Here is a 20,226-nt window from a genome sequence, read left to right as displayed (position 1 = left end):
GGCACGGCATTTCCGAAGAAGGCGCAGCTTGATGAGCATCTGCACCTGCTGGAGGAAGCCAAGAAGCGCGATCACCGGAAGCTCGGAAGAGAGCTCCAGCTTTTTCTATTCTCGGAAGAAGCTCCGGGAATGCCCTTCTACTTGCCCAACGGCACGATCGTCCGCAATGAGCTGGAGCAATTCTCTCGAGAGGTACAGCGATCACGGGGATATGAAGAAGTGAAAACTCCCCTTATGATGAACCAGCGTCTCTGGGAGCAGTCCGGCCACTGGGATCACTATAGCGAAAATATGTATTTTACCGAGGCGGATGAAGCCAGATTTGCCTTGAAGCCGATGAATTGTCCCGGACATATGCTGATTTTTAAGCATCAACTGCGTTCTTACAGGGATTTGCCCATCCGCATAGCCGAATTCGGGCAGGTGCATCGTCATGAGCTGTCGGGGGCGTTGAACGGAATGTTCAGGGTCCGTACTTTCTGTCAGGATGACGCCCATCTCTTCGTCCGTCCCGATCAAATCGAGGAAGAAATTGCGAAGGTTCTTGAGCTTATAGAACATATCTACAGTATATTCGGTTTCGAATATCGTATGGAGCTGTCCACACGCCCGGAAAATTCCATGGGCTCGGAAGAGCTGTGGGAGCAAGCGGAGAATGCTTTGGCCCGGGTTCTTGAACAAAGAGGAGTCAAGTACACCGTCAATGTAGGGGACGGCGCATTCTACGGACCCAAGATAGACTTTCATATATTGGACTCGCTGAAACGAAGCTGGCAGTGCGCTACCGTTCAATTGGATTTCCAAATGCCGGAGAAATTCGACCTGACTTACATCGGAGAAGACAATGAACGGCATCGTCCTGTTGTTATCCATAGAGCGGTTTTCGGATCGATTGACCGGTTCATCGGAGTTCTGACCGAGCATTACGGGGGAGCATTCCCTTTGTGGCTGGCTCCGGTACAAATGATCCTGCTTCCCGTGTCGGATAAGTTTAATCCGCTCGCTCTGCAGATACAAAATCAACTGGAAGCCGGCGGAATCCGGGTGGAAACGGACGGGCGCGGCGAGAAGCTCGGTTATAAAATCCGTCAGGCGCAGCTCCGCAAAATCCCTTATATTTTGGTAATCGGCGAGCAGGAGGCCGCCAACCAAACCGTCAGTGTCCGGAAACGGGGACAGGTATTGGGAGAATATAGTCCGGAGCTCTTGTTGGAAATGGCCCTTAAGGAGATCAAAACGAAAAAATTAGACTCATAATGCCCGGCTTCCGGCTGTCTCTAGTCGCGATGCCGGATTGCCTTGAAGGATTATCCATATTACGTGAATAATCTGTCTCGAATTGGGCATCCTCCCCTATTAGGGAGGGTATCCAAATATGTTTTCCTTGAACTTACGCCAGAAGTTGTTCCAGCTGCTTCTAATGTTTATTGTTTTGGTTACTGCAGCGGGAATGCTTGTGGGCGAATCTCAGGCTTTTATCGAAGCGGATAAGCTTACGGGCACAGCCGCATCCGTGGCCTCGGAGCATAATGGAGCCAAAGCGGTGGATACAGCAGAAATCAAGGACTACGAACTTCCCTTTTCCAATCTGCAGCATGCGGAAACGGTCGAAGTGGTCGCAACCGGCTATTACGCCGGCGTAGAATCAACAGGTAAGCGTCCCGGACACCCCGGCTACGGAATCACGTATTCCGGCGTGAAGGTCCGCAGGGAAAAGAACGGATTTTCCACCATTGCCGCCGACCCTAAAGTGTTCCCGATCGGAACGTTAATGTATATCCCCGGCTACGGGTTTGGCGTGGTGGCAGATACCGGAGGTGCCATTAAAGGAAAGAAAATAGATTTGTATTTTCATACCAAAGACCAGGTTTACTCCGAATGGGGTAAACGTAACGTTAACGTGTACGTGTTGAAACGAGGGGAAGGCAAGGTGACGGAAGCGATGATGGACCAGCTTAATTCCGGCCAGGCCATCCCGGTCGATTTTTCCCTATATCCCTAAGCTCGAATCTAAATAAAGAAGCAGCCTCAAGTTTGGAATCGGGGCTGCTTCTTGCTTTTCATTTCGGAAGCTACATAAAAAAGGCCGGAATGACAATAATACTAACCGACCGGGAGGTGAGGTTCGTGAAGAAGAAAGGAAAACAAAGCAAACAAAATCAAGAAATCTACAATTCGGAATTCGCGGAGGAAGTCGTGGAGAAGAACGCCAAGCAGCCCGCGCAGAACAATCCGAGCGAGGGAGTGCGCAAATAACGCCAACCCGCATGCAAATATGACCATGGCAAGGAGTGAATCTTTATGATTCTGATCCCGTCTTCACTGGAGAACCGGGAGGAAGCTTTCGTAAATCTGTATCGCAGCTTGAAAGAGCTTGATTTTACTTTAGGGGGAAACTGGGATTATGAAAAGGGAAGCTTCGACCGCTCCCTGGATGAGAAGCAGCAGATGTGGGTGCGGATTCCTTTCCGTGTAACCCATGGCACCCTGGACGGAGACAGCGACGAATCCGATGCGGTGGTGCTGTTAGGCACTCCCTATGCTTTAAGACATCTTTACCGGGAAGGCGGGGATCCCACGGCGGATGTTCAAGTGATGGGGGCTCTTGTTAATCAGTTTCAGAGGCCGGTGGATAAGGATGCGGAAATAGGGGACGAATGGGCGGAGAAGGCCCGGGAAGTCGTCCGTAAGGTGGAGCGGAATCTGGTATAAATGACTCCAGCTTCCCCATTCAGAAGTTTTTAACTCCTCTTTAACTGGTTTTAAGGTTCGTTTAAGGTTAACGGTCCATTATATAGTTAAGAATAAAAACTAGTAGAATCATATTTGCTTTTTATTCGAATAACATTCCATGGATGTTGTCTTATATCGAATCTATTGGCAAGAGGAGGAATTTGCAATGGATGATAATCAAAAGAAGAGCGGTTTTGATGATTTTTTCAACGCTCCCAAGCCGGATAGCAATCCTAAGGAGGAGGACTCCACTAACCAGAACAGCCCCTCCTCTACTTCGTCCTACTACTATTCCTATGGCCCTTACAAGTCACGGCCATCGCAAGAAGAATCGAAGTCTGACAGCTCCACGTCACTCCCCTATCGATCCTCAACGGAGGTAGAAATGAGGGCCCCCCGCCCGGTGAAACCGATCGGATTGTCTGACGACACGCCGTCATCGGCAAGCGCGTCCTGGTCGGTCAACCATGAGCGGAAGAAGAGCCGCTGGAAGACCGGACTTATTTCATTCCTGGCCGGAGCTCTTGTGATGGGCGGATTGATGTTCACGGCGGACCGCGGCAACTGGTTCTCGCCCGCCCAAGGAGTAATGGGCAACGGCGGCGGGAATGCCGCTGCAACCAACAGCAATAACAATGGCGGCGGCAGCCTGGCTCAAAGCGCGGCCTGGGATTCCAACCGCCCTACCAATATAGCCGAGATTGCCCAAATGACCGGACCCGCGGTCGTTAAGGTCGAAACCTACAAGCAGGTCAAAGCGGGATCGGGAAGCCGCAATCCTCTGATGGATGATCCGTTCTTCCGCTACTTCTTCGGCGATGATTTCGGCGTTTCGCCGAATGCTCCCCAAGAGGGCAGCAAGCAGGCGGCGGGAATGGGAACCGGCTTTATCTTCGACAAGAGCGGATATATACTTACGAATGAGCATGTTATCAACGGCGCGGATGAAATTCTGGTGACGGTTCAAGGCTACGATGAGCCTTTCAAGGCAGAGCTTCTCGGGAACAGTTATGATCTGGACCTTGCCGTATTGAAAATCAAGGGAGACCAGGACTTCCCGTATCTGCGCATGGCCTCTTCGGAAATTAACGTCGGCGACTGGGTCGTAGCTATCGGGAACCCATACGGATTCGATCACACCGTAACGGTCGGAGTCCTGAGCGCGAAGGAAAGAGAAATCCCGATCCAGGACAAACAGGGAACCCGGCAATACAAGCACCTGCTGCAGACCGACGCATCGATCAACCCCGGCAACTCCGGCGGACCGCTGCTGAACCTGAACGGGGAAGTCGTCGGCATCAATACGGCGGTCAGTGCGCAAGCACAAGGGATCGGCTTCGCAATTCCGATCAGCACCGTTCAGAACGTGCTGGATAATTTGAAGAATGGGGTGGCCATCCCTAAAGAGCCGGTTCCGTTCGTTGGAATTACTGTGGCGAATATCGAAAAATCGTATCTGGACGTCCTTAAGCTGGACAGCACTGAAGGCACGATCATTGCCAATGTTCTGATGGGAGGCCCCGGCTTCAAGGCAGGACTGAAGCAGAACGACGTCATCCTGACCTTCAATGGAGAGAAGGTTAAGGACATGGCTGACTTCAAGGCGAAGGTATTGACTACCAAGGTAGGAGATAAAGTAACGCTGGGCATTGTCCGCGACGGCCAGAAGATGGACATTGAAGTGACAATCGGAGATATGAATGAACTCGAGCAGCAGAAATAGATAAAGAAAGAAAATCTGGGGGATAACAGCGAGTGCGTTGTCCAAACTTGCGCGAGGCGGTCAATCACCGTACTTTGAGGGAAGCAGACTTTCGCGGACATTCCGTGGGCTGCTTCTCTTTTTGTTTCGTGAATCCTTCTGCAGAAGGGAAGCCTTTGTTTGCCGTATCTATGCTGTAAAGACCGTTTCGTTTCTTGTTATAATAATGTAAGAAGCTAAATGTTTAATTCCCGGGCTGGGCATAGGAGCGGCACAATCTGCGGATGAGGCAGACGGACGAATGCAAGAAACGGTTGGTTTCAATGCCGACTTCGGAAGCTTGGCCCGATTAGGGATAATAATATATCGGTCTTAGAGGGGTGAGGCAGTTGAGAGAGAATATTATGGTCATCGACGATGATGAGAAGATTACTTCCATGCTGCGGAGAAGTCTTGTCTTCGAAGGCTATGGAGTGGAGACGGCCAACGATGGGCAGGAGGGTTTGAGAAAAATATTGCAGCAGGACCCGGACTTGATCATTCTTGATGTGATGATGCCGAAGGTGGACGGGTGGGAGGTCTGCCGCAGAATCCGGGAAAGCGGGATGAACACTCCGATCCTGATGCTGACGGCCAAAGACGAAATCGCCGATCGGGTCAAAGGATTGGATCTCGGGGCCGATGACTATCTCGTCAAGCCTTTTGCACTGGAAGAATTGCTGGCCAGAGTACGCTCCTTGCTGCGAAGAAGGACCGAGCGCAGCGAGCAGAGCAGCAACCGAATCAGCTTCGAAGATATTATTCTGGATACCGATACACGCGAGGTTATTCGTTCGGGCCGGCGAATTGAGCTGACAACCAAGGAGTTTGACCTCCTTCATCTCTTTATGCAAAATCCGAAAAGGGTTCTGTCCCGGGATGTCATCATGGACAAAATATGGGGTTATGATTATAGCGGCGAATCAAACGTGCTGGAAGTGTATATTGCTCTGCTCCGCCAAAAAACCGAGGAACATGGAGGCAGCCGAATCATTCAAACGGTACGTGGGGCCGGGTATGTGCTGAGAGGGGAATCCTGAAGATGTCTATCCGACTACGCTTAACACTCTGGTATTCCGGAGTGCTTTTACTAACATTGTTGATACTGGGGATCGGATTGTATTCTTCTCTGCATTATGTATATTTTGGTGATGTCCGCAGAGGGGTTAAAGCTCAAGCGGAAGATATTTATTCCCGTATCAAGCCTGATATTTATGTATCGAGCCGAGGTCTCTATATAAATCTGCAGCTGGATGAATCGGATCTCCGCAATAACAATATATTGCTGCAATTTAATGACTTGGAAAGCAAAAATGTGACCAGAAACCCGCCGCTCGTAAAGACGGACATTCAGTTCACTGTATCGCAGGAGGCCATTCAAGCGGCTTATGAGCGAAGGGGTTATTTCGAGCAGGCGCGTTATCGCGGGGTGGATTTGCTAATCTATAATCACCCGGTGCTGCTGGAGGGGGGACCGGTGGCCATTCTGCAGGTGGGACATGTCATTGTCAATGATCTCCGGCTGTTCAGCACTTTACGGTATACGCTGATTTTTATCGGATTGATTACGGTCGCTTTGGCGGGCACGATCGGCTGGTTCTTGTCGCGCAAAGCCCTCAAGCCGATCGACAGTGTAATTGCCGCCGCCGATCAAATCCAGATTGGAGAAGATTTGAGCAAGCGGATTTCTTACGATGGGCCCAATGACGAGATTGGACGCCTGACCGAGACGATCAACGGAATGCTTGGCCGGCTGCAGGTAGCCTATACGGAGCTGGATGAGGCTTACCGGGCCCAGCGAAGGTTTGTTTCCGATGCCTCCCATGAACTCCGTACTCCGCTGACGACGATCCGCGGCAATGTGGATTTGCTGGAGAAGGTATGGGCTCAGCTTGGGCAGCCCTCAATGGATGACGAACGCAACGTACAGCTTTCCCTGGAGGCAATGCGGGATATTGCCGATGAAGCTTCCCGGATGAGCCGTCTCGTCAACAATTTGCTCTCACTGGCAAGGGCGGATGCGGGTTATGTCATGGAGAAGAAGGAGCTGGCTCTCCAGCCATTGGTTGAGGAGGTATCGCGCAAGGCTAACCTCTTCCCGAGACAGGCCCAATGGAGAATGGGCGATTTATCGGCCATGGAAGGAATTATCGTCCGGGGTAATGCGGATTATTTGCAGCAGCTATTGTTTATATTTATAGAAAATGCCTTTAAATATACTCCCGAAGGAGTAGTAACCATCGATGCGGTCGCATCGGAGGATGCAGGCCAGATCGGAATCCGGATCAGCGATACGGGAATCGGCATGGACAAGGATGAGGTGCCGTATATCTTTGAACGGTTCTACCGGGCGGACGTCTCCCGAGGCAAAACCCAGGGAACCGGGCTGGGCTTGTCGATTGCCAAATGGATCATTGACGAGCATGAGGGATCGATTGAGGTTACGACACGCAAAGAAGAAGGGACGCAATTTGTCATTTGGCTGCCCATCGTATCGAGGGAGCAGGATTAATGCTATAATAGGGATAGTTCTGAACAACCTCTAAATGAACCGGTGAATAAGGCACAAGCTCATTCACCGTACTTCGTAATGAGGAATACGCTGAGGCAGAATGATAGGTGATTGTATGAAAGTAATTCGCATCTCCCCGAGAGGGTACTGTTATGGAGTCGTTGACGCCATGGCACTGGCTATGACAACCGCCAGGAATATGGATTTGCCGCGGCCTATCTATATCCTCGGCATGATCGTTCATAATTCGCACGTCACCGGTTTTTTTGAAAAGGAAGGAATAGTTACTTTGGACGGCCCTAACCGTCTCGAAATATTGGATCAGGTTCAGAGCGGAACGGTTATTTTTACGGCGCACGGGGTTTCACCGGAGGTACGCAAGCGGGCGCGGGAGAAAGGGCTGACCGTTGTGGATGCGACTTGCCCGGACGTTACCCGCACGCATGACCTTATCCGCGAGAAGGCTGCTGAAGGCTATGCCATTATTTATATCGGGAAGAAAGGCCATCCTGAGCCGGAGGGCGCGGTCGGCATCGCCCCGGATCACGTCTTCCTAATCGAGAAAGAAGAAGAGATCGAGCAGTTGAACTTGAATACCGACCGGATCATTATTACGAACCAGACGACGATGAGCCAGTGGGATATACGCCATATCATGAACCGCCTGATCCGGAGGTACCCGACTGCGGAGATCCATAATGAGATTTGCATGGCCACCCAGGTCCGGCAAGAAGCGGTAGCGGAGCAGGCCAAGGATGCCGACCTGGTCATTGTGGTCGGAGACCCGCGCAGCAACAACTCCAACCGTCTGGCCCAGGTATCGGAAGAAATTGCCGGAGTCCGCGCTTATCGCATCGCGGATATTACCGAGCTGCGTACCGACTGGTTGATGGAAGTGCGCAAGGTGGCGGTAACTTCGGGGGCGTCTACTCCGACACCGATTACCAAAGAAGTGATAGATTATCTGGAACGTTTCGATCCGAACGATCCGGGAACTTGGGCCATCGAGAGGACGATTGATATGAATCGGCTCATCCCTGCCGTAGCCAAGAGGAAGGGCTGATTGCGACGGATAAGCTTCGAACCCGGCAAAAAAACATTGACGGGTCGAAGTTTTTCCGTTATAGTTGCTTTAACGGAGAGCAGCGGATAAGCGTCGCAGTGTGAAAATTGATGATGGATGATGCGCTGATATGCTATTTACTGTCCGCAAGTCTATTTATCGGGTGACGGTCCGAACCCGAATGAAACGTCCAATAATTCACCAAGACCTCCCGAGGGCTTTGTGTGATTATACAGCATATTGACTAATGAGCGCATAGATAAGGAGAGATCAACATGATTGCTATTACATCTCATAATACTACAGATGAACGAATTGCAGAAATCGTTCATTGGATTGAGAAGCATGGAGTATCCGCACATGTATCCAAAGGTGAGGACCGTACGGTCATCGGTATCATCGGCAAGGCCGATCCGGTCATGGCCGAGCAGCTTCGTCAGATGTCCGGTATTTCCGAGGTTATTAAAATTTCGAAGTCCTACAAGCTGGCCAGCCGTGAGTTTCACCCGGCGGATACGGTGATTTCGATTAAAGGGGTAGAAATAGGCGGGCAGGATCTGGTAGTTATGGGCGGACCCTGCGCAGTAGAATCCCCCGAGCAAATAGATGAAATCGCCAGACTGGTGAAGGCAGCCGGAGGCCAGGTGCTGCGCGGCGGCGCATTCAAGCCGCGGACCGGTCCATACAGCTTCCAGGGCGTTGGCGTCGAAGGCTTGGAAATGATGGCCGAGGCCGGACGGAAGCATGGGCTGCTGACTATTACGGAAGTTATGACTCCGGAATATGTGGATATATGCGCCGAGCATGCCGACATTCTGCAGGTAGGTACACGCAATATGCAAAATTTCGACCTTCTGCGCAAGCTGGGCACCATCCAGACTCCGGTTCTGCTGAAGAGAGGCTTCAGCGCTACCTACGATGAATTTCTGAATGCGGCCGAGTACATTCTCGCCGGAGGCAACCCTAACGTAATGCTGTGCGAACGCGGAATCCGGACCTTCGAGACCTATACGAGAAACACGTTGGATCTGGCAGCCATTCCGGTACTGAAGCAGCTGAGCCATCTGCCGATCATCTCCGACCCAAGCCATGGCACAGGACGCCGGGAGCTGGTGGAGCCAATGTGCAAAGCTTCTGTAGCCGCAGGCGCAGACGGACTTATTGTAGAGATGCATACGGACCCGGACAATTCGATGACTGGAGACGGCGTTCAATCGTTGTTCCCCGACCAGTTCGCCAACCTGCTGCTTGATCTGGAGAAGCTCGCACCGTTATGCGGCAAAACATTCTCCACGAAGAAAGAACCGGTACTCGCCGGATCTTGGAAAAAATAAATTTACAGATAATCGGGACCCCGCTTCTATCGCAGGAGGCGGGGTCTCTATATGCGGACCGAATGAAAACTGAAAGTTTGTTAAATGGTCAAATTCAACAACACTCTAGCATTGTCATGCCCGAACGGGTTGACAAAGCAAAGCGTATTCGTTAATGTAGACGATAATAATTGAATCCATAACCTCGTTAGGTGAGGCTCCTGCATGGAGAAATGCTGCTGCCCAGAAATGTCCAAAGACGCCAATGGGTCAACAGAAACCATCGACATAAGGTGGTTTTTAACGCAGCTGGAAAGCGATTGATCCTATGCCATGCAGTGCTAAAACTCAACGAATGGAGGTTCTTTTTGTGCTGTTTGTCTAACGCGCACCTTCATTCCTTGAAGGTGTGTTTTTATTTTAGGGGGAAATAGAAAGGGGGATGGCCGTAATGGAACACAAGCCGCGAGGCAGGCCAGACTTTATTTTGCTGTTTTCCACATTTTTATTAGTAGGCTTCGGGCTGGTCATGGTTTTCAGTTCCAGCTCACCCCTTGGCTTGCACAAGTATGGGGACTCTTGGTATTTTGTCCAGCGACAGATCGTCTTTGCCCTGCTGGGATGGCTGGTTTTATTGGTGCTGATGAATATCCCCTTTAGCCGGCTGAAGCGTTTGGCCTACCCTTCTTTAATTTTTGCTCTGATACTGCTTGTGCTGGTGCTCTTGGTCGGAACCAATGCCAAGGGGGCGACGAGATGGCTTTACATAGGCCCATTCGGCTTGCAGCCCGCAGAGTTCGTTAAACTTTCGATCATCCTGTATTTAGCCTATTTGATCAGTAAGAAAGGAACCCACATTCAAGATTTTAAGAAGGGCCTTGCTCCCATCTTAGTAGTGATCGGAATTGTTGTTGTGCTGATATTGCGCCAGCCTGACCTGGGCACGGCTCTCAATTTGCTCTGTATTACTTTCATTCTCGTCATCGTAGGAGGAGCCAATCTGCGGCATATCTCCTTACTGGCTTTAGCCGTGGCTCCGGTACTGCTGATGCTGGCTATTTTCGAAAGCTACCGGTTCCGCAGGCTGACCTCCTTCTTAAACCCATGGGATGATCCGGCTGATTCGGGTTATCAGCTGATCCAGTCGTTTTTTGCATTATCCCGGGGCGGGATTGCGGGGGCGGGATTGGGCCAGAGCATTCAGAAATTCCACTATCTCCCGGAGGCCCATACCGATTTTATATTTGCGGTGATCGGAGAAGAATTGGGCTTTATCGGAATCGTTGGCTTTATGCTGGTGCTGGGCCTGTTTATTATGCGCGGCTTCGTTGCGGCTTTAAAATGCAAGGATTTATATGGTACGCTGTTGGGCATGGGGATTGTGGCCATGTTCTGCATACAGATCGTGTTTAATCTGGGGGCGGTCACCGGAAGCTTGCCGATTACCGGGGTCACCCTTCCGTTTACGAGCTATGGGGGCTCCTCTTTGTTAATAAGTATGGCGGGGACAGGCATCCTGCTCAGCATCTCCCGGGAGAATAATCGACTTCGAATGGAAAATCAAAAGACACTTTCAACAGGAAGGTAGGGAAAATCATGGGGCAAACGAAGAAATGGAACACGGTGCTCATACTAAGCCTCTTGTTCGCGGCTTGTTTTAGCCTGTTGGCTTTCGACATTGACGGACCAGCGATACATTATTTTGACAGTCAAATGATTGCGCTTGTACAGGGCTGGGAGGTTCCGGTATTGACCCTGGTGATGAAAGGCTTTACGTTCCTGGGATCGACCGAATTTATCGTGGGAGTCGCAATCGCCGTTCTGATTTATCTCTTTGCAGTCAAGAAAGATATGCGGGCATGTATGTTCGCCGTAGCGGCGTTGGGAGGCTGCGCCTTGCTGAATAAAATATTGAAGCACTCTTTTATTCGTGAGCGTCCGGAGCTGCACCGCCTGATTGAGGAAACGGGGTTCAGCTTTCCCAGCGGGCATTCCATGAATTCTTTAGCTTTATATGGAATGATAGTTTTTCTATTGTTCCGGTATATTCACCGGCCGCTGTGGCGCGGGATCATTCTTCTCGTTAGCGCGGGAACGGTCCTGGCGATTGGTACCAGCCGAATCTATTTGGGAGTTCATTATCCTAGCGATGTCCTTGGCGGCTATCTGGCCAGCGGTTTCTGGCTGCTTCTCACGGTCTGGTTCATCCTGCGGGATAGAGGAACCCGGCCAGCATTATCCGGTCCACATAGTTCGGAAGGACGGACATCTCCCGGCACTGCGAATTAGGCTGTCGTTACTATAGGGAATTTCCCTGTTTGGACGGGGTAAAGCCGAACCTGTCAGGGTGACGGCCGGATTTGCATGTTTCTATCAGGGATACTGGTAATATTTAAGGCTGTAACCTCCATGTAACAAAACCTGACATATCTATTGACGGCTAATTCGAGCAGATTTATAATTATTCAGGGAAAGATGATAAAAATGGAACGTTAATCATTAGCTTCTCAATAAATGTTCGGATAATGGAGGTATTCAGGCATGTCTGCTGACGGAATATTAAGGATGATAGAAGAAAACGGAATAGAATGGGTGGATTTTCGATTCGTGGATTTGAATGGGAAGGCCCACCATATTTCACTGCCGGCCGTTGAAGTAGGGAGAGATACCTTCGTCAACGGCGTTGCTTTTGATGGCTCCTCTATCCCGGGGTTTAAAGGCGTGGAAGATTCCGATATGGTTATGATGCCGGATACCGAAACCGTCTATGCCGATCCGTTCTCGGCACACCCTACGTTGATTGTGATGTGTGATATCTACACTCCCGATGGAGAGAGATACGACAGAGACCCGAGAGGAATCGCGCAGAAGGCGGAAGAGTTTCTCCAGCAGACGGGAATTGGTACTGTGGCGTATTTTGCGCCGGAGCCTGAATTTTTCATTTTTGACGATGTCCGCTACGAGAGCGGTATGAATAAATCTTATTATGAAGTCGATTCGGAGGAAGCCTTCTGGAACAGCTCCCGCAAGGAAGAGGGAGGCAACCTCGGCTTTAAGATTCGGCATAAGGGGGGATACGTCCCCGTTGCCCCGGCGGATACGCAGCAGGATTTGCGCAGCGAAATGTGCCGCATCATGATGGAATCGGGCCTCCGGATCGAACGCCATCATCATGAAGTGGCTACCGCCGGTCAGGCAGAGATCAATTTTCGCTTCGATACGCTGACGGCGAGCGCGGATAATTTAATGAAATATAAATATATCGTGCATAACACCGCCCGCCAGTACGGGAAGGTCGCAACCTTCATGCCGAAGCCTTTGTTTGGAGATAACGGAAGCGGGATGCATGTTCACCAAAGTATTTTTGACGGGGACACTCCGCTGTTCTACCGTCAAGGCGGCTACGCGAATTTAAGCGATACCGCGTTATATTACATCGGGGGCATCCTCCATCATGCGAATGCCTTGCTGGCACTGACTAATCCGAGCACCAATTCGTTCAAAAGACTGGTACCCGGCTACGAGGCTCCGGTGAACCTGGTCTTCTCCAAAGGAAACCGCTCGGCCGCCATCCGTATCCCGGTTGCTGCCGTCACGCCGAAAGGATGCCGCATCGAATTCCGGACGCCGGATTCGACCTCGAACCCGTACCTCGCTTTTGCGGCTATGCTTCTGGCCGGTCTGGACGGAATTCAGAATCGGATCGACCCGAGAGAGCTTGGTTACGGACCGATGGACCGGAACATCTATGATCTATCGGATGCCGAGAAGAGAGATATCCGCAGTGTGCCGTCCACGTTGGATGAAGCGCTCGACGCCTTGCAGGCCGATTATGAATTCCTGCTGCAGGGCGGAGTGTTCACGAGGGAGTTTATCGAGAACTATATTGATTTGAAACGGGCCGAAGCCAAAAGTGTGCAAATCCGGATTCATCCCCATGAATACTCGCTCTACTTCGACTGCTAAACGGCTCACGAATGCCGCCGGCTGCTGCCGGCGGTTTGTTCAATAGTATAGAATCTATAAGATTGGGGGCTCCCCGCAAAGTATTGTATAAACCTTTATCGAAGGAAAGTCATGAAGAGCGACCGCGTTTAGAGGAAGGTTTAGACGCCGACCCTGTTAGGGTGCGAACGGAATACGCTTCGAAGGCATACGTCACTTTGTGGGGTCGTTCAATGTGTTCCCGGCTAAGGGGTAAGTGGAAAGCGTTTCATACATTGGGCGTTGGCCGGAATGACTCTGGTAAAGCACAATCTCGTTTACGCTCCAGGCGGTTTCTAGATCTTCCGTCGAGAGCATACCCGGCAGGGATGAAGAGGGCCAGGGGGCCGAACCGATATATTTTCTCGCCAATGTAATATGAGCGCGGTAAGGTCTGTCTTCCGGCATGAAGCCGAGCTTCTGCATGGCTTGAACGGTTGAGCGGTGCAAGGACAGCAGAGGGGCGGTTTCTCCTTCGACTCCTGCCCATAGAATCTGCGGAGAACGGTTCGGACCGAAATAGCCTAATTTGCCCAGAGAGAGAACAAAGGGCGGATGCATTGCGGCTACTCCCGGAAGGGCTTGGTCGATTTGGCTGCGGGTTTCCGGCGAAGTCTCTCCGAGGAATTGCAGAGTAATGTGATAATCCAGCGGGTGGGTCCATTTACGAAAGGGAAGCTCATTGGATAGCTGCCGGGTCCATTCCTCCAGCGTTCTCTTGACCGGGGGAGCGATCGGGACGGCGATAAAGAGCCGGGCTGATGATGCCATAGGTATCGGGATGCCTCCTTGCGGTTGTCTCTAATGTCTATTAAATGTTGAAGCGGTATAAAAATATTGTTATCATTACGATATCATACATGGAGAAGGTGTGGAACTTGGCAAATCGAGCATACAATTTTAACGCAGGGCCGGCGGCACTCCCGCTGGAGGTGCTGCAGCAGGCTCAGGAAGAGATCGTCGATTACGGCGGGATTGGCATGTCCATTATGGAAATCTCGCACCGCAGCAAGCAATACGAGCAGATTAACGATGAAACCCAGCAGCTGGTCAAGGAATTGCTGGAGCTTCCTTCCGGGTATAAGGTTCTTTTCCTGCAGGGGGGCGCGAGCACACAATTTGCGATGGTGCCGATGAACCTGCTTGCTCCCGGCAGGAAGGGCGCTTATGTTCTGTCCGGAAGCTGGGCGGACAAGGCCTATAAGGAAGCGAAGCTGTTCGGAGACACTTATGCCGCGGCGGCTTCCAAAGAGGAAGGACCGCTTAATCTGCCATCCCTGGACGAGATTCAGCTTCCCGAGAACGCGGCGTATCTTCATATTACTTCTAACGAAACGATCGCAGGGACTCAATATACCACCTTTCCGCAGACGGGCAGCGTACCGTTAATCGGTGATATGTCCAGCGATATTTTGTCCCATCGATTCGATGCTTCCCTATTCTCGCTTATTTATGCAGGAGCGCAGAAAAATCTCGGACCTTCCGGGGTGACGCTCGTTATCGTGCGCGAAGATCTCGTGAAGGAGTCTCCCAAGACGATTCCGACAATGCTCCGCTATGATACGTATGTTAAAAATAACTCGTTATATAATACCCCTCCGGTTTATTCGGTATATATGATGAACCTCGTCTTGAAGTGGATTCAGAGGAACGGGGGAATCGACGCCATGGAGAAGATGAACCGGGAGAAAACGGCTCTGATCTATAACGCCATAGATAACAGCGGAGGATTCTATGAGGGAATGGCGGTCAAGCAGGACCGTTCGATCATGAACATCACTTTCAAGCTGCAATCGGACGAGCTGGAGAAGAAATTTATCGAGGAATCGGCCGCGAACGGGTTTGTCGGCTTGAAGGGGCACCGCAGCGTCGGACATCTGCGCGCATCGACTTATAATGCCGTACCTTATGAAAGCTGCAAGGCTTTGGCCGATTTCATGGCTGATTTCCAGCGTCGCAACGGGTAGATGCAATGGCAATTGCCGAGCGGGAGAGGAGTAGTTCAATTGCCAATCGGCTGTGACTACAACTAAATAAAGCAGCGTGTTCCTCCTGTGGGAATGCACTGCTTTATTTGATGTTGTGCTCAAGATGACTCTTCCCAATTAAGCCTGAGGGCGGAAGAAACGCTCTTGCGTTGACCGTGGACAGTCAACGGGTCTGTAATTTTGTAGCCGACACTGCGAACGGTTTGAATATATCGGGGAGTTCGCGGGTCCGCCTCGATTTTATCGCGAAGATGACTGATATGGACGTCTACGATCCGGGTATCGCCAAGGAAATGATAGTCCCATACATTTTGCAGCAGCTGCTGGCGGCTTAAGGCTCGTCCTTGATGCTGGCACAAATAAAGCAGCAATTCGAATTCCTTGGGCGTCAGATCGATCAGCTTGCCGTTCAGGGTGACTTCTCTGCGTTCGGAGCTTATGCAGATATCGCCCAGATGGATATCGGTTGCCGGCGGCTGCGGGGCGGAAGCGCCGACCCGGCGCAATACGGCCCGGATACGTGAGATCAGCTCCTGTGGGCTGAATGGCTTGATCATATAATCATCGGCTCCGTGGTCGAGTCCGGCGATCCGGTCTGACACTTCCTGCATGGCCGTCAGCATGATGATCGGGATACGGCTTCCCTCGCTCCTCAGCTTGCGGCAGATTTGAACGCCGTCCATCGTAGGCAGCATGAGATCCAGCACGAGAAGATCGGGTCGGAAAGAGCGGATCGATTCAAGTACCGCTCCGCCATCGTGAACACAACGCACATCGAAATCGGCCAGCTTCAAATTGTAATCCAACAGCATGGCAATGGACGGTTCGTCGTCAACGACCAAAATTCTGTTCTTCATCCGCATGGTCTCCTTTTTCTACTGATTTATTTTAATTATTGCTTAACTATGTCAGTGGCGAATTAATGATAAGTAAACTATATGTAAAATTTATAAATCGTAACTTCTGAACGGTAGTGTCTTTCGTCATAGGCGGCTGGAGTGCGGGGAGCTAACAAGCACTTGAAACCAGGGCGGCAACTATGTCAAGATTAGAGATGCGGTAAGCCGGGAGAGAAGAACCTGCAAATCTGCAGGTGATTGATTGTCTCCATGCTGCATTTCGCAGCAAATCACGAGGATAACAGCCTGTTTGTTTTCCCAAACCAGGAAGCGAAATTTCAGCCATCAATTGCCGCTAGACTTTAAGCAGGGCTTACTATCATAGACGCAGAGCATTTTTCAGAAAGGTGAATGAGAAGCTATGGCATTTCACATTATTTTGGTAGAACCGGAGATCCCCGCTAATACGGGAAATATATCGCGGACTTGTGCCGCAACGGGGACATGTCTTCATTTGGTCCGCCCCTTGGGCTTTTCTACAGATGACAAAGCGTTGAAAAGAGCGGGGTTGGATTACTGGCCATCCGTTAAATTGGAGTATCACGATTCGTTCGCCGATCTTAAGCGTTTGTATCCCGACGGGCGGTTTTTCTGCGCGACGACGAAGGCTCAGAAATGGTACAGCGATATCGAGTTTCGGGATGGAGATTTCTTCGTGTTCGGCAAAGAAACGGCCGGTCTGCCCAAGGAGATTCTGGAGGAGCACAAAGATACCTGCATCAAAATTCCAATTAATGGAGAGGTCCGGTCGCTTAATCTGTCCAATTCTGCGGCTATTATTCTATACGAGGGCCTTCGCCAGCTTCAATTTAAAGGCTTAACCTAACAACGGCTGCTATACGCGCCGAACCATAATAAGCTAGAGTGCGAGTCAGGCTGCGGCAACCGGCTCGCTGTTTATGTTTCTTTGACCGTTGCCGTATATAGGATCCGGACCAACAAGTCCAATTCGAGAGGAGTGAAGAGGATGCCCTGGGTTTATTTGTTGTTAGCCATAGTACTGGAAATAGCCGGGACGGTTTCGATGAAGCTGTCGCAAGGCTTTACGAAAGTTTGGCCATCCGCTCTGATGATCGTTTTTTATTTACTTGCTTTTTCCAGCCTGAATTTATCCTTGAAGCATGTTCCCGTAAGTGTCGCATACGCGATCTGGTCGGGACTCGGTACAGCCGCTATCGCGGTAATCGGTTATATGGTGTTCCAGGAATCGATGACCTGGCTCAAGGCGGCCTCCATCCTGCTTATTATTCTTGGAGTTATAGGTCTTAACATAGGAGGAGAAGCGAAAGCAAAGGGCGGTGCGGCCGTAAACAATGAATCCTTGTCTATTATTGTCCAGCCTGATGCGAACGCCAATCAAGATAAGTAAGGGGTGTTTCAACCCGGAAAGGCGGGGGTATTTACTAGGTGCGCGGTTGGTAAGTGTATTTTCCCATATTAAGGTAGTGGCACAATTAGCGACATAAATTAGCGACATAAAACAGAAGGCGGTTACGAATATCATAAAGAGGGGTGAAATGCTAACTCAGATTGGGGTGATTTGGAATGAAACCAGCCGGGATCGTTCGCAAGGTTGATCAACTGGGAAGAATTGTCCTTCCTAAATCGTTAAGGAACCGTTTCCGAATGAATGAAGGGGACCCGGTAGAAATCCTCGTGCAGGGTGACCATATTATTTTGGAAAGGTATCGCCCACGCTGTGTTTTCTGCACAACCATGGACAGCGTTGTTGAATTTAAGGACAAGCACATTTGTGCGGAATGTTTGCAGCAGGTAACGGGGAAATAATAAGCTGCTTACATAAGCCCGGACTTTATACAACCGCGATTGTTAATGATGACGATAACAAAAATAAAAGCGCATCTGCCAACCTGGCAGGTGCGCTTCTATCTTACCACATTAGAAAGTTTAAGTTCATAAAAGCATTAAAATGGAACAACTTTCTAATTGGCATAAAAAGCTGCCTTTAAAACCGGGTTATTCGTCTTCGAAGAGGCTTCGTTAGGAGCTTTTTTTATCCGCTGCCCATCCTATCGATTCAATAGGCTGCCCACATATTTCAACAGCTCATTCGCACAGACCGGGCAATAGCCGTTATCGTCTATAAGCCTGCGGGTCACCTCGTTAATCCGTTTGAGCTGAGTGGCGTCGGGCGTTTTGGTCGATGTCGTAATTTTAACGATGTCCTTAAGGTCGGCGAAGAGCTTCTTCTCAATAGCCTCTCGCAGCCGTTCATGAGTGTTGTAGTCGAATTTTCTGCCCTTGCGGGAATAGGTGGACAGCCGGATGAGAATCTCTTCGCGAAACGCTTTTTTGGCGTTTTCCGAAATGCCGATTTGCTCCTCAATGGAACGCATCAGCCGTTCATCGGGGTCCACCGGCTCTCCGGTGAGAGGATCCTTCATCTTCGTCCAATTGCAATACGATTCGATATTGTCCAGGTAGTTCTCAAATAAGGTTTTCGCCGATTCCTCGAAAGAATAGACGAAGGCCTTCTGCACTTCTTTCTTCGCCAATTCATCATATTCCTTGCGGGCAATAGAAATAAAATTAAGGTAACGCTCCCGTTCTTCTTTCGTAATGGAAGGGTGCTGATCCAGGCCGTCTTTGATAGCCCGCAGCACATCCAGAGCGTTGATACACTGCACGTCATGGCGAATGAGCGCGCTCGAAATCCGGTTGATGACATACCGCGGATCGACTCCGGACATCCCTTCCTCGACAAATTCGTTCTGCATTTCCTTAAGGTCGTTTTCCTTGTAGCCCTCCACGGATTCCCCGTCATACATCCGCATTTTCTTGACCAGATCCATTCCCTGCTTCTTGGATTCCTTAAGCCGCGTCAGAATCGAAAAAATGGCTGCGGCGCGAAGGGAATGGGGAGCCATATGAATATGCTGCATATCGCTCTGCTTGATAAGCTTGGCGTATATCTTTTCTTCTTCGGATACTTTCAGGTTATACGGAATAGGCATGACGATAATACGCGACTGAAGCGCTTCATTTTTTTTGTTCGCGATGAACGAACGATATTCGGATTCATTCGTATGGGCAATAATTAATTCGTCGGCGGAAATCAATGCGAAGCGTCCGGCCTTGAAATTGCCTTCCTGCGTTAAGGAAAGCAGATTCCACAGAAATTTCTCGTCGCACTTCAGCATTTCCTGGAACTCCATCAGTCCGCGATTGGCCTTGTTTAATTCTCCGTCGAACCGGTAGGCTCTCGGATCGGATTCCGAGCCGTACTCCGTAATGGTCGAGAAATCAATGCTTCCCGTCAAGTCGGCAATATCCTGCGATTTCGGATCGGACGGACTGAACGTTCCGATTCCGACCCGGTTCTCTTCCGAAATCAGCACGCGTTCGACCAGGACGTCCTCTATCCGGTTGTTGTATTCGGTTTTTAGCCGCATTTGGCAGGATGGACAGAGTGTTCCTTCGATCTTGACTCCAAGCTCCTTCTCGACATCCTCTCTCAATTCCTGCGGGATCAAGTGAAGCGGCTCTTCATGCATCGGACAGCCTTTAATGGCGTAGACGGCGCCTTCCTCCTGGCGGGAGAACCGCTCCAGCCCCTTTTTCAGCATAGTGACAATCGTAGATTTTCCCCCGCTGACGGGGCCCATCAGCAGCAGAATCCGTTTTCTGACGTCCAGCCGCCGTGCGGCGGAATGAAAATATTCCTCAACCAGTTTCTCGATGGAGCGGTCCAAGCCATAAATTTCTTGCTCAAAAAATTTATATTTAATCTGCCCGTTGTGCTCTTCGATCCCATGGGATTCGATCATCTTATAAACTCTTGCATGCGCGGTCATTGCCAGTTCCGGGTTGTTCTTCACTTTTTCGAGATATTCCGCAAAGGTACCGGTCCATGACAGCCTCTCCATTTCGGTCCGGTGTTCGGATATACGTTTGAAAATATCCATGGTTGCCTCCTCTCTCCCCAGCAAGTGCTAAACCAACGTATTAATAACTATGCAGAGGAGCGAGAGA

The 20,226-nt window shown here is 50.4% G+C and carries 19 protein-coding genes and 1 riboswitch; of the genes, 16 read left to right on the top strand and 3 right to left on the bottom strand.

The window, feature by feature from the left end; all coding sequences use genetic code 11:
- The 12 genes from thrS to glnA all read left to right on the top strand — a co-directional run.
- The coding region (thrS, locus tag FS806_RS20570) for a threonine--tRNA ligase (RefSeq protein WP_144940368.1) at positions 1-1,257 on the top strand (1,257 nt) is incomplete at its 5' end.
- Positions 1,258-1,420: 163 nt separating this feature from the next.
- Positions 1,421-2,002: a 3D domain-containing protein gene (locus tag FS806_RS20565; protein WP_260982191.1), complete on the top strand. Its 582-nt coding sequence runs from the start codon at positions 1,421-1,423 to the stop codon at positions 2,000-2,002.
- Between the two features lie 125 nt (positions 2,003-2,127).
- Complete coding sequence (locus FS806_RS26850) at positions 2,128-2,256, top strand: hypothetical protein (protein ID WP_260982190.1); 129 nt, start codon at positions 2,128-2,130, stop codon at positions 2,254-2,256.
- 45 nt (positions 2,257-2,301) lie between these two features.
- The gene (locus FS806_RS20560) at positions 2,302-2,712 is read left to right on the top strand and encodes a YugN family protein (RefSeq protein ID WP_144940366.1); all 411 of its coding nucleotides are present in this window, start codon (positions 2,302-2,304) and stop codon (positions 2,710-2,712) included.
- Positions 2,713-2,899: 187 nt separating this feature from the next.
- The gene (locus FS806_RS20555; RefSeq protein WP_144940364.1) at positions 2,900-4,456 is read left to right on the top strand and encodes a trypsin-like peptidase domain-containing protein; all 1,557 of its coding nucleotides are present in this window, start codon (positions 2,900-2,902) and stop codon (positions 4,454-4,456) included.
- Positions 4,457-4,824: 368 nt separating this feature from the next.
- Entirely contained in the window at positions 4,825-5,514 is a 690-nt protein-coding gene (locus FS806_RS20550; RefSeq protein WP_144940362.1) for a response regulator transcription factor, read from the top strand.
- Positions 5,515-5,516: 2 nt separating this feature from the next.
- Positions 5,517-6,986 (top strand): sensor histidine kinase, encoded by a 1,470-nt coding sequence (locus FS806_RS20545; RefSeq protein ID WP_144940360.1) that lies wholly within the window; start codon positions 5,517-5,519, stop codon positions 6,984-6,986.
- Positions 6,987-7,101: 115 nt separating this feature from the next.
- Positions 7,102-8,049: a 4-hydroxy-3-methylbut-2-enyl diphosphate reductase gene (locus tag FS806_RS20540; protein WP_144940358.1), complete on the top strand. Its 948-nt coding sequence runs from the start codon at positions 7,102-7,104 to the stop codon at positions 8,047-8,049.
- A 275-nt stretch (positions 8,050-8,324) separates the two neighbouring features.
- A complete protein-coding gene (aroF, locus tag FS806_RS20535; protein WP_144940356.1) occupies positions 8,325-9,383 on the top strand; it encodes a 3-deoxy-7-phosphoheptulonate synthase in 1,059 nt (352 codons plus the stop codon).
- 176 nt (positions 9,384-9,559) lie between these two features.
- A riboswitch (M-box (ykoK) riboswitch) is annotated at positions 9,560-9,730 on the top strand.
- 83 nt (positions 9,731-9,813) lie between these two features.
- Positions 9,814-10,950 (top strand): putative lipid II flippase FtsW, encoded by a 1,137-nt coding sequence (gene ftsW, locus FS806_RS20525; RefSeq protein ID WP_144940352.1) that lies wholly within the window; start codon positions 9,814-9,816, stop codon positions 10,948-10,950.
- Between the two features lie 8 nt (positions 10,951-10,958).
- Positions 10,959-11,651 carry a phosphatase PAP2 family protein gene (locus tag FS806_RS20520; RefSeq protein ID WP_144940350.1) on the top strand — a complete coding sequence of 231 codons (693 nt, stop codon included), beginning with the start codon at positions 10,959-10,961 and terminating at the stop codon, positions 11,649-11,651.
- 252 nt (positions 11,652-11,903) lie between these two features.
- On the top strand, positions 11,904-13,328 hold the full coding sequence (gene glnA / locus FS806_RS20515; RefSeq protein WP_144940348.1) for a type I glutamate--ammonia ligase: 1,425 nt from the start codon (positions 11,904-11,906) through the stop codon (positions 13,326-13,328).
- A 192-nt stretch (positions 13,329-13,520) separates the two neighbouring features.
- Here the strand turns inward: glnA and thpR are convergent, their stop codons facing one another.
- A complete protein-coding gene (thpR, locus tag FS806_RS20510) occupies positions 13,521-14,117 on the bottom strand; it encodes an RNA 2',3'-cyclic phosphodiesterase (protein ID WP_144940346.1) in 597 nt (198 codons plus the stop codon).
- Between the two features lie 107 nt (positions 14,118-14,224).
- Between thpR and serC the strand changes: the two genes are divergently transcribed.
- Positions 14,225-15,313, top strand: a complete 1,089-nt coding sequence (gene serC / locus FS806_RS20505; protein ID WP_144940344.1) for a 3-phosphoserine/phosphohydroxythreonine transaminase — start codon at positions 14,225-14,227, stop codon at positions 15,311-15,313.
- Positions 15,314-15,432: 119 nt separating this feature from the next.
- Here serC and FS806_RS20500 read toward each other — a convergent pair whose 3' ends face one another.
- Positions 15,433-16,191 (bottom strand): response regulator transcription factor, encoded by a 759-nt coding sequence (locus FS806_RS20500; protein ID WP_144940342.1) that lies wholly within the window; start codon positions 16,189-16,191, stop codon positions 15,433-15,435.
- Between the two features lie 403 nt (positions 16,192-16,594).
- On the opposite strand from FS806_RS20500, the gene trmL reads away from it, so the two are divergent.
- From trmL to FS806_RS20485, 3 genes are all read left to right on the top strand, one after another.
- Positions 16,595-17,059, top strand: coding sequence for a tRNA (uridine(34)/cytosine(34)/5-carboxymethylaminomethyluridine(34)-2'-O)-methyltransferase TrmL (trmL, locus tag FS806_RS20495; protein ID WP_144940340.1), 465 nt, complete (start codon positions 16,595-16,597; stop codon positions 17,057-17,059).
- A gap of 141 nt (positions 17,060-17,200) precedes the next feature.
- A complete protein-coding gene (locus FS806_RS20490) occupies positions 17,201-17,602 on the top strand; it encodes a DMT family transporter (RefSeq protein ID WP_144940338.1) in 402 nt (133 codons plus the stop codon).
- 176 nt (positions 17,603-17,778) lie between these two features.
- Positions 17,779-18,021, top strand: coding sequence for an AbrB/MazE/SpoVT family DNA-binding domain-containing protein (locus FS806_RS20485; RefSeq protein ID WP_144940336.1), 243 nt, complete (start codon positions 17,779-17,781; stop codon positions 18,019-18,021).
- Positions 18,022-18,263: 242 nt separating this feature from the next.
- Here the strand turns inward: FS806_RS20485 and FS806_RS20480 are convergent, their stop codons facing one another.
- Positions 18,264-20,159, bottom strand: a complete 1,896-nt coding sequence (locus tag FS806_RS20480; protein WP_144940334.1) for a PrkA family serine protein kinase — start codon at positions 20,157-20,159, stop codon at positions 18,264-18,266.
- Between the last annotated feature and the right edge of the window lie 67 nt (positions 20,160-20,226).

It is taken from the genome of Paenibacillus sp. 32O-W (assembly GCF_007679495.1).
Classification (GTDB): Bacteria; Bacillota; Bacilli; order Paenibacillales; family NBRC-103111; genus Paenibacillus_L; species Paenibacillus_L residui.
Note: the sequence above shows the minus strand (reverse complement) of the source record. Positions and strands in the feature narration are given on the sequence as shown.

Excerpts from the sequence above, each read along its gene's own strand:
- FS806_RS20565 (WP_260982191.1), top strand. The coding sequence starts at position 1,421 with ATGTTTATTGTTTTGGTTACTGCAGCGGGAATGCTTGTGGGCGAATCT.
- FS806_RS20560 (WP_144940366.1), top strand. The coding sequence starts at position 2,302 with ATGATTCTGATCCCGTCTTCACTGGAGAACCGGGAGGAAGCTTTCGTA.
- FS806_RS20555 (WP_144940364.1), top strand. The coding sequence starts at position 2,900 with ATGGATGATAATCAAAAGAAGAGCGGTTTTGATGATTTTTTCAACGCT.
- FS806_RS20545 (WP_144940360.1), top strand. The coding sequence starts at position 5,517 with ATGTCTATCCGACTACGCTTAACACTCTGGTATTCCGGAGTGCTTTTA.
- FS806_RS20540 (WP_144940358.1), top strand. The coding sequence starts at position 7,102 with ATGAAAGTAATTCGCATCTCCCCGAGAGGGTACTGTTATGGAGTCGTT.
- aroF (WP_144940356.1), top strand. The coding sequence starts at position 8,325 with ATGATTGCTATTACATCTCATAATACTACAGATGAACGAATTGCAGAA.
- ftsW (WP_144940352.1), top strand. The coding sequence starts at position 9,814 with ATGGAACACAAGCCGCGAGGCAGGCCAGACTTTATTTTGCTGTTTTCC.
- FS806_RS20520 (WP_144940350.1), top strand. The coding sequence starts at position 10,959 with ATGGGGCAAACGAAGAAATGGAACACGGTGCTCATACTAAGCCTCTTG.
- glnA (WP_144940348.1), top strand. The coding sequence starts at position 11,904 with ATGTCTGCTGACGGAATATTAAGGATGATAGAAGAAAACGGAATAGAA.
- thpR (WP_144940346.1), bottom strand. The coding sequence starts at position 14,117 with ATGGCATCATCAGCCCGGCTCTTTATCGCCGTCCCGATCGCTCCCCCG.
- FS806_RS20500 (WP_144940342.1), bottom strand. The coding sequence starts at position 16,191 with ATGAAGAACAGAATTTTGGTCGTTGACGACGAACCGTCCATTGCCATG.
- trmL (WP_144940340.1), top strand. The coding sequence starts at position 16,595 with ATGGCATTTCACATTATTTTGGTAGAACCGGAGATCCCCGCTAATACG.
- FS806_RS20490 (WP_144940338.1), top strand. The coding sequence starts at position 17,201 with ATGCCCTGGGTTTATTTGTTGTTAGCCATAGTACTGGAAATAGCCGGG.
- FS806_RS20485 (WP_144940336.1), top strand. The coding sequence starts at position 17,779 with ATGAAACCAGCCGGGATCGTTCGCAAGGTTGATCAACTGGGAAGAATT.
- FS806_RS20480 (WP_144940334.1), bottom strand. The coding sequence starts at position 20,159 with ATGGATATTTTCAAACGTATATCCGAACACCGGACCGAAATGGAGAGG.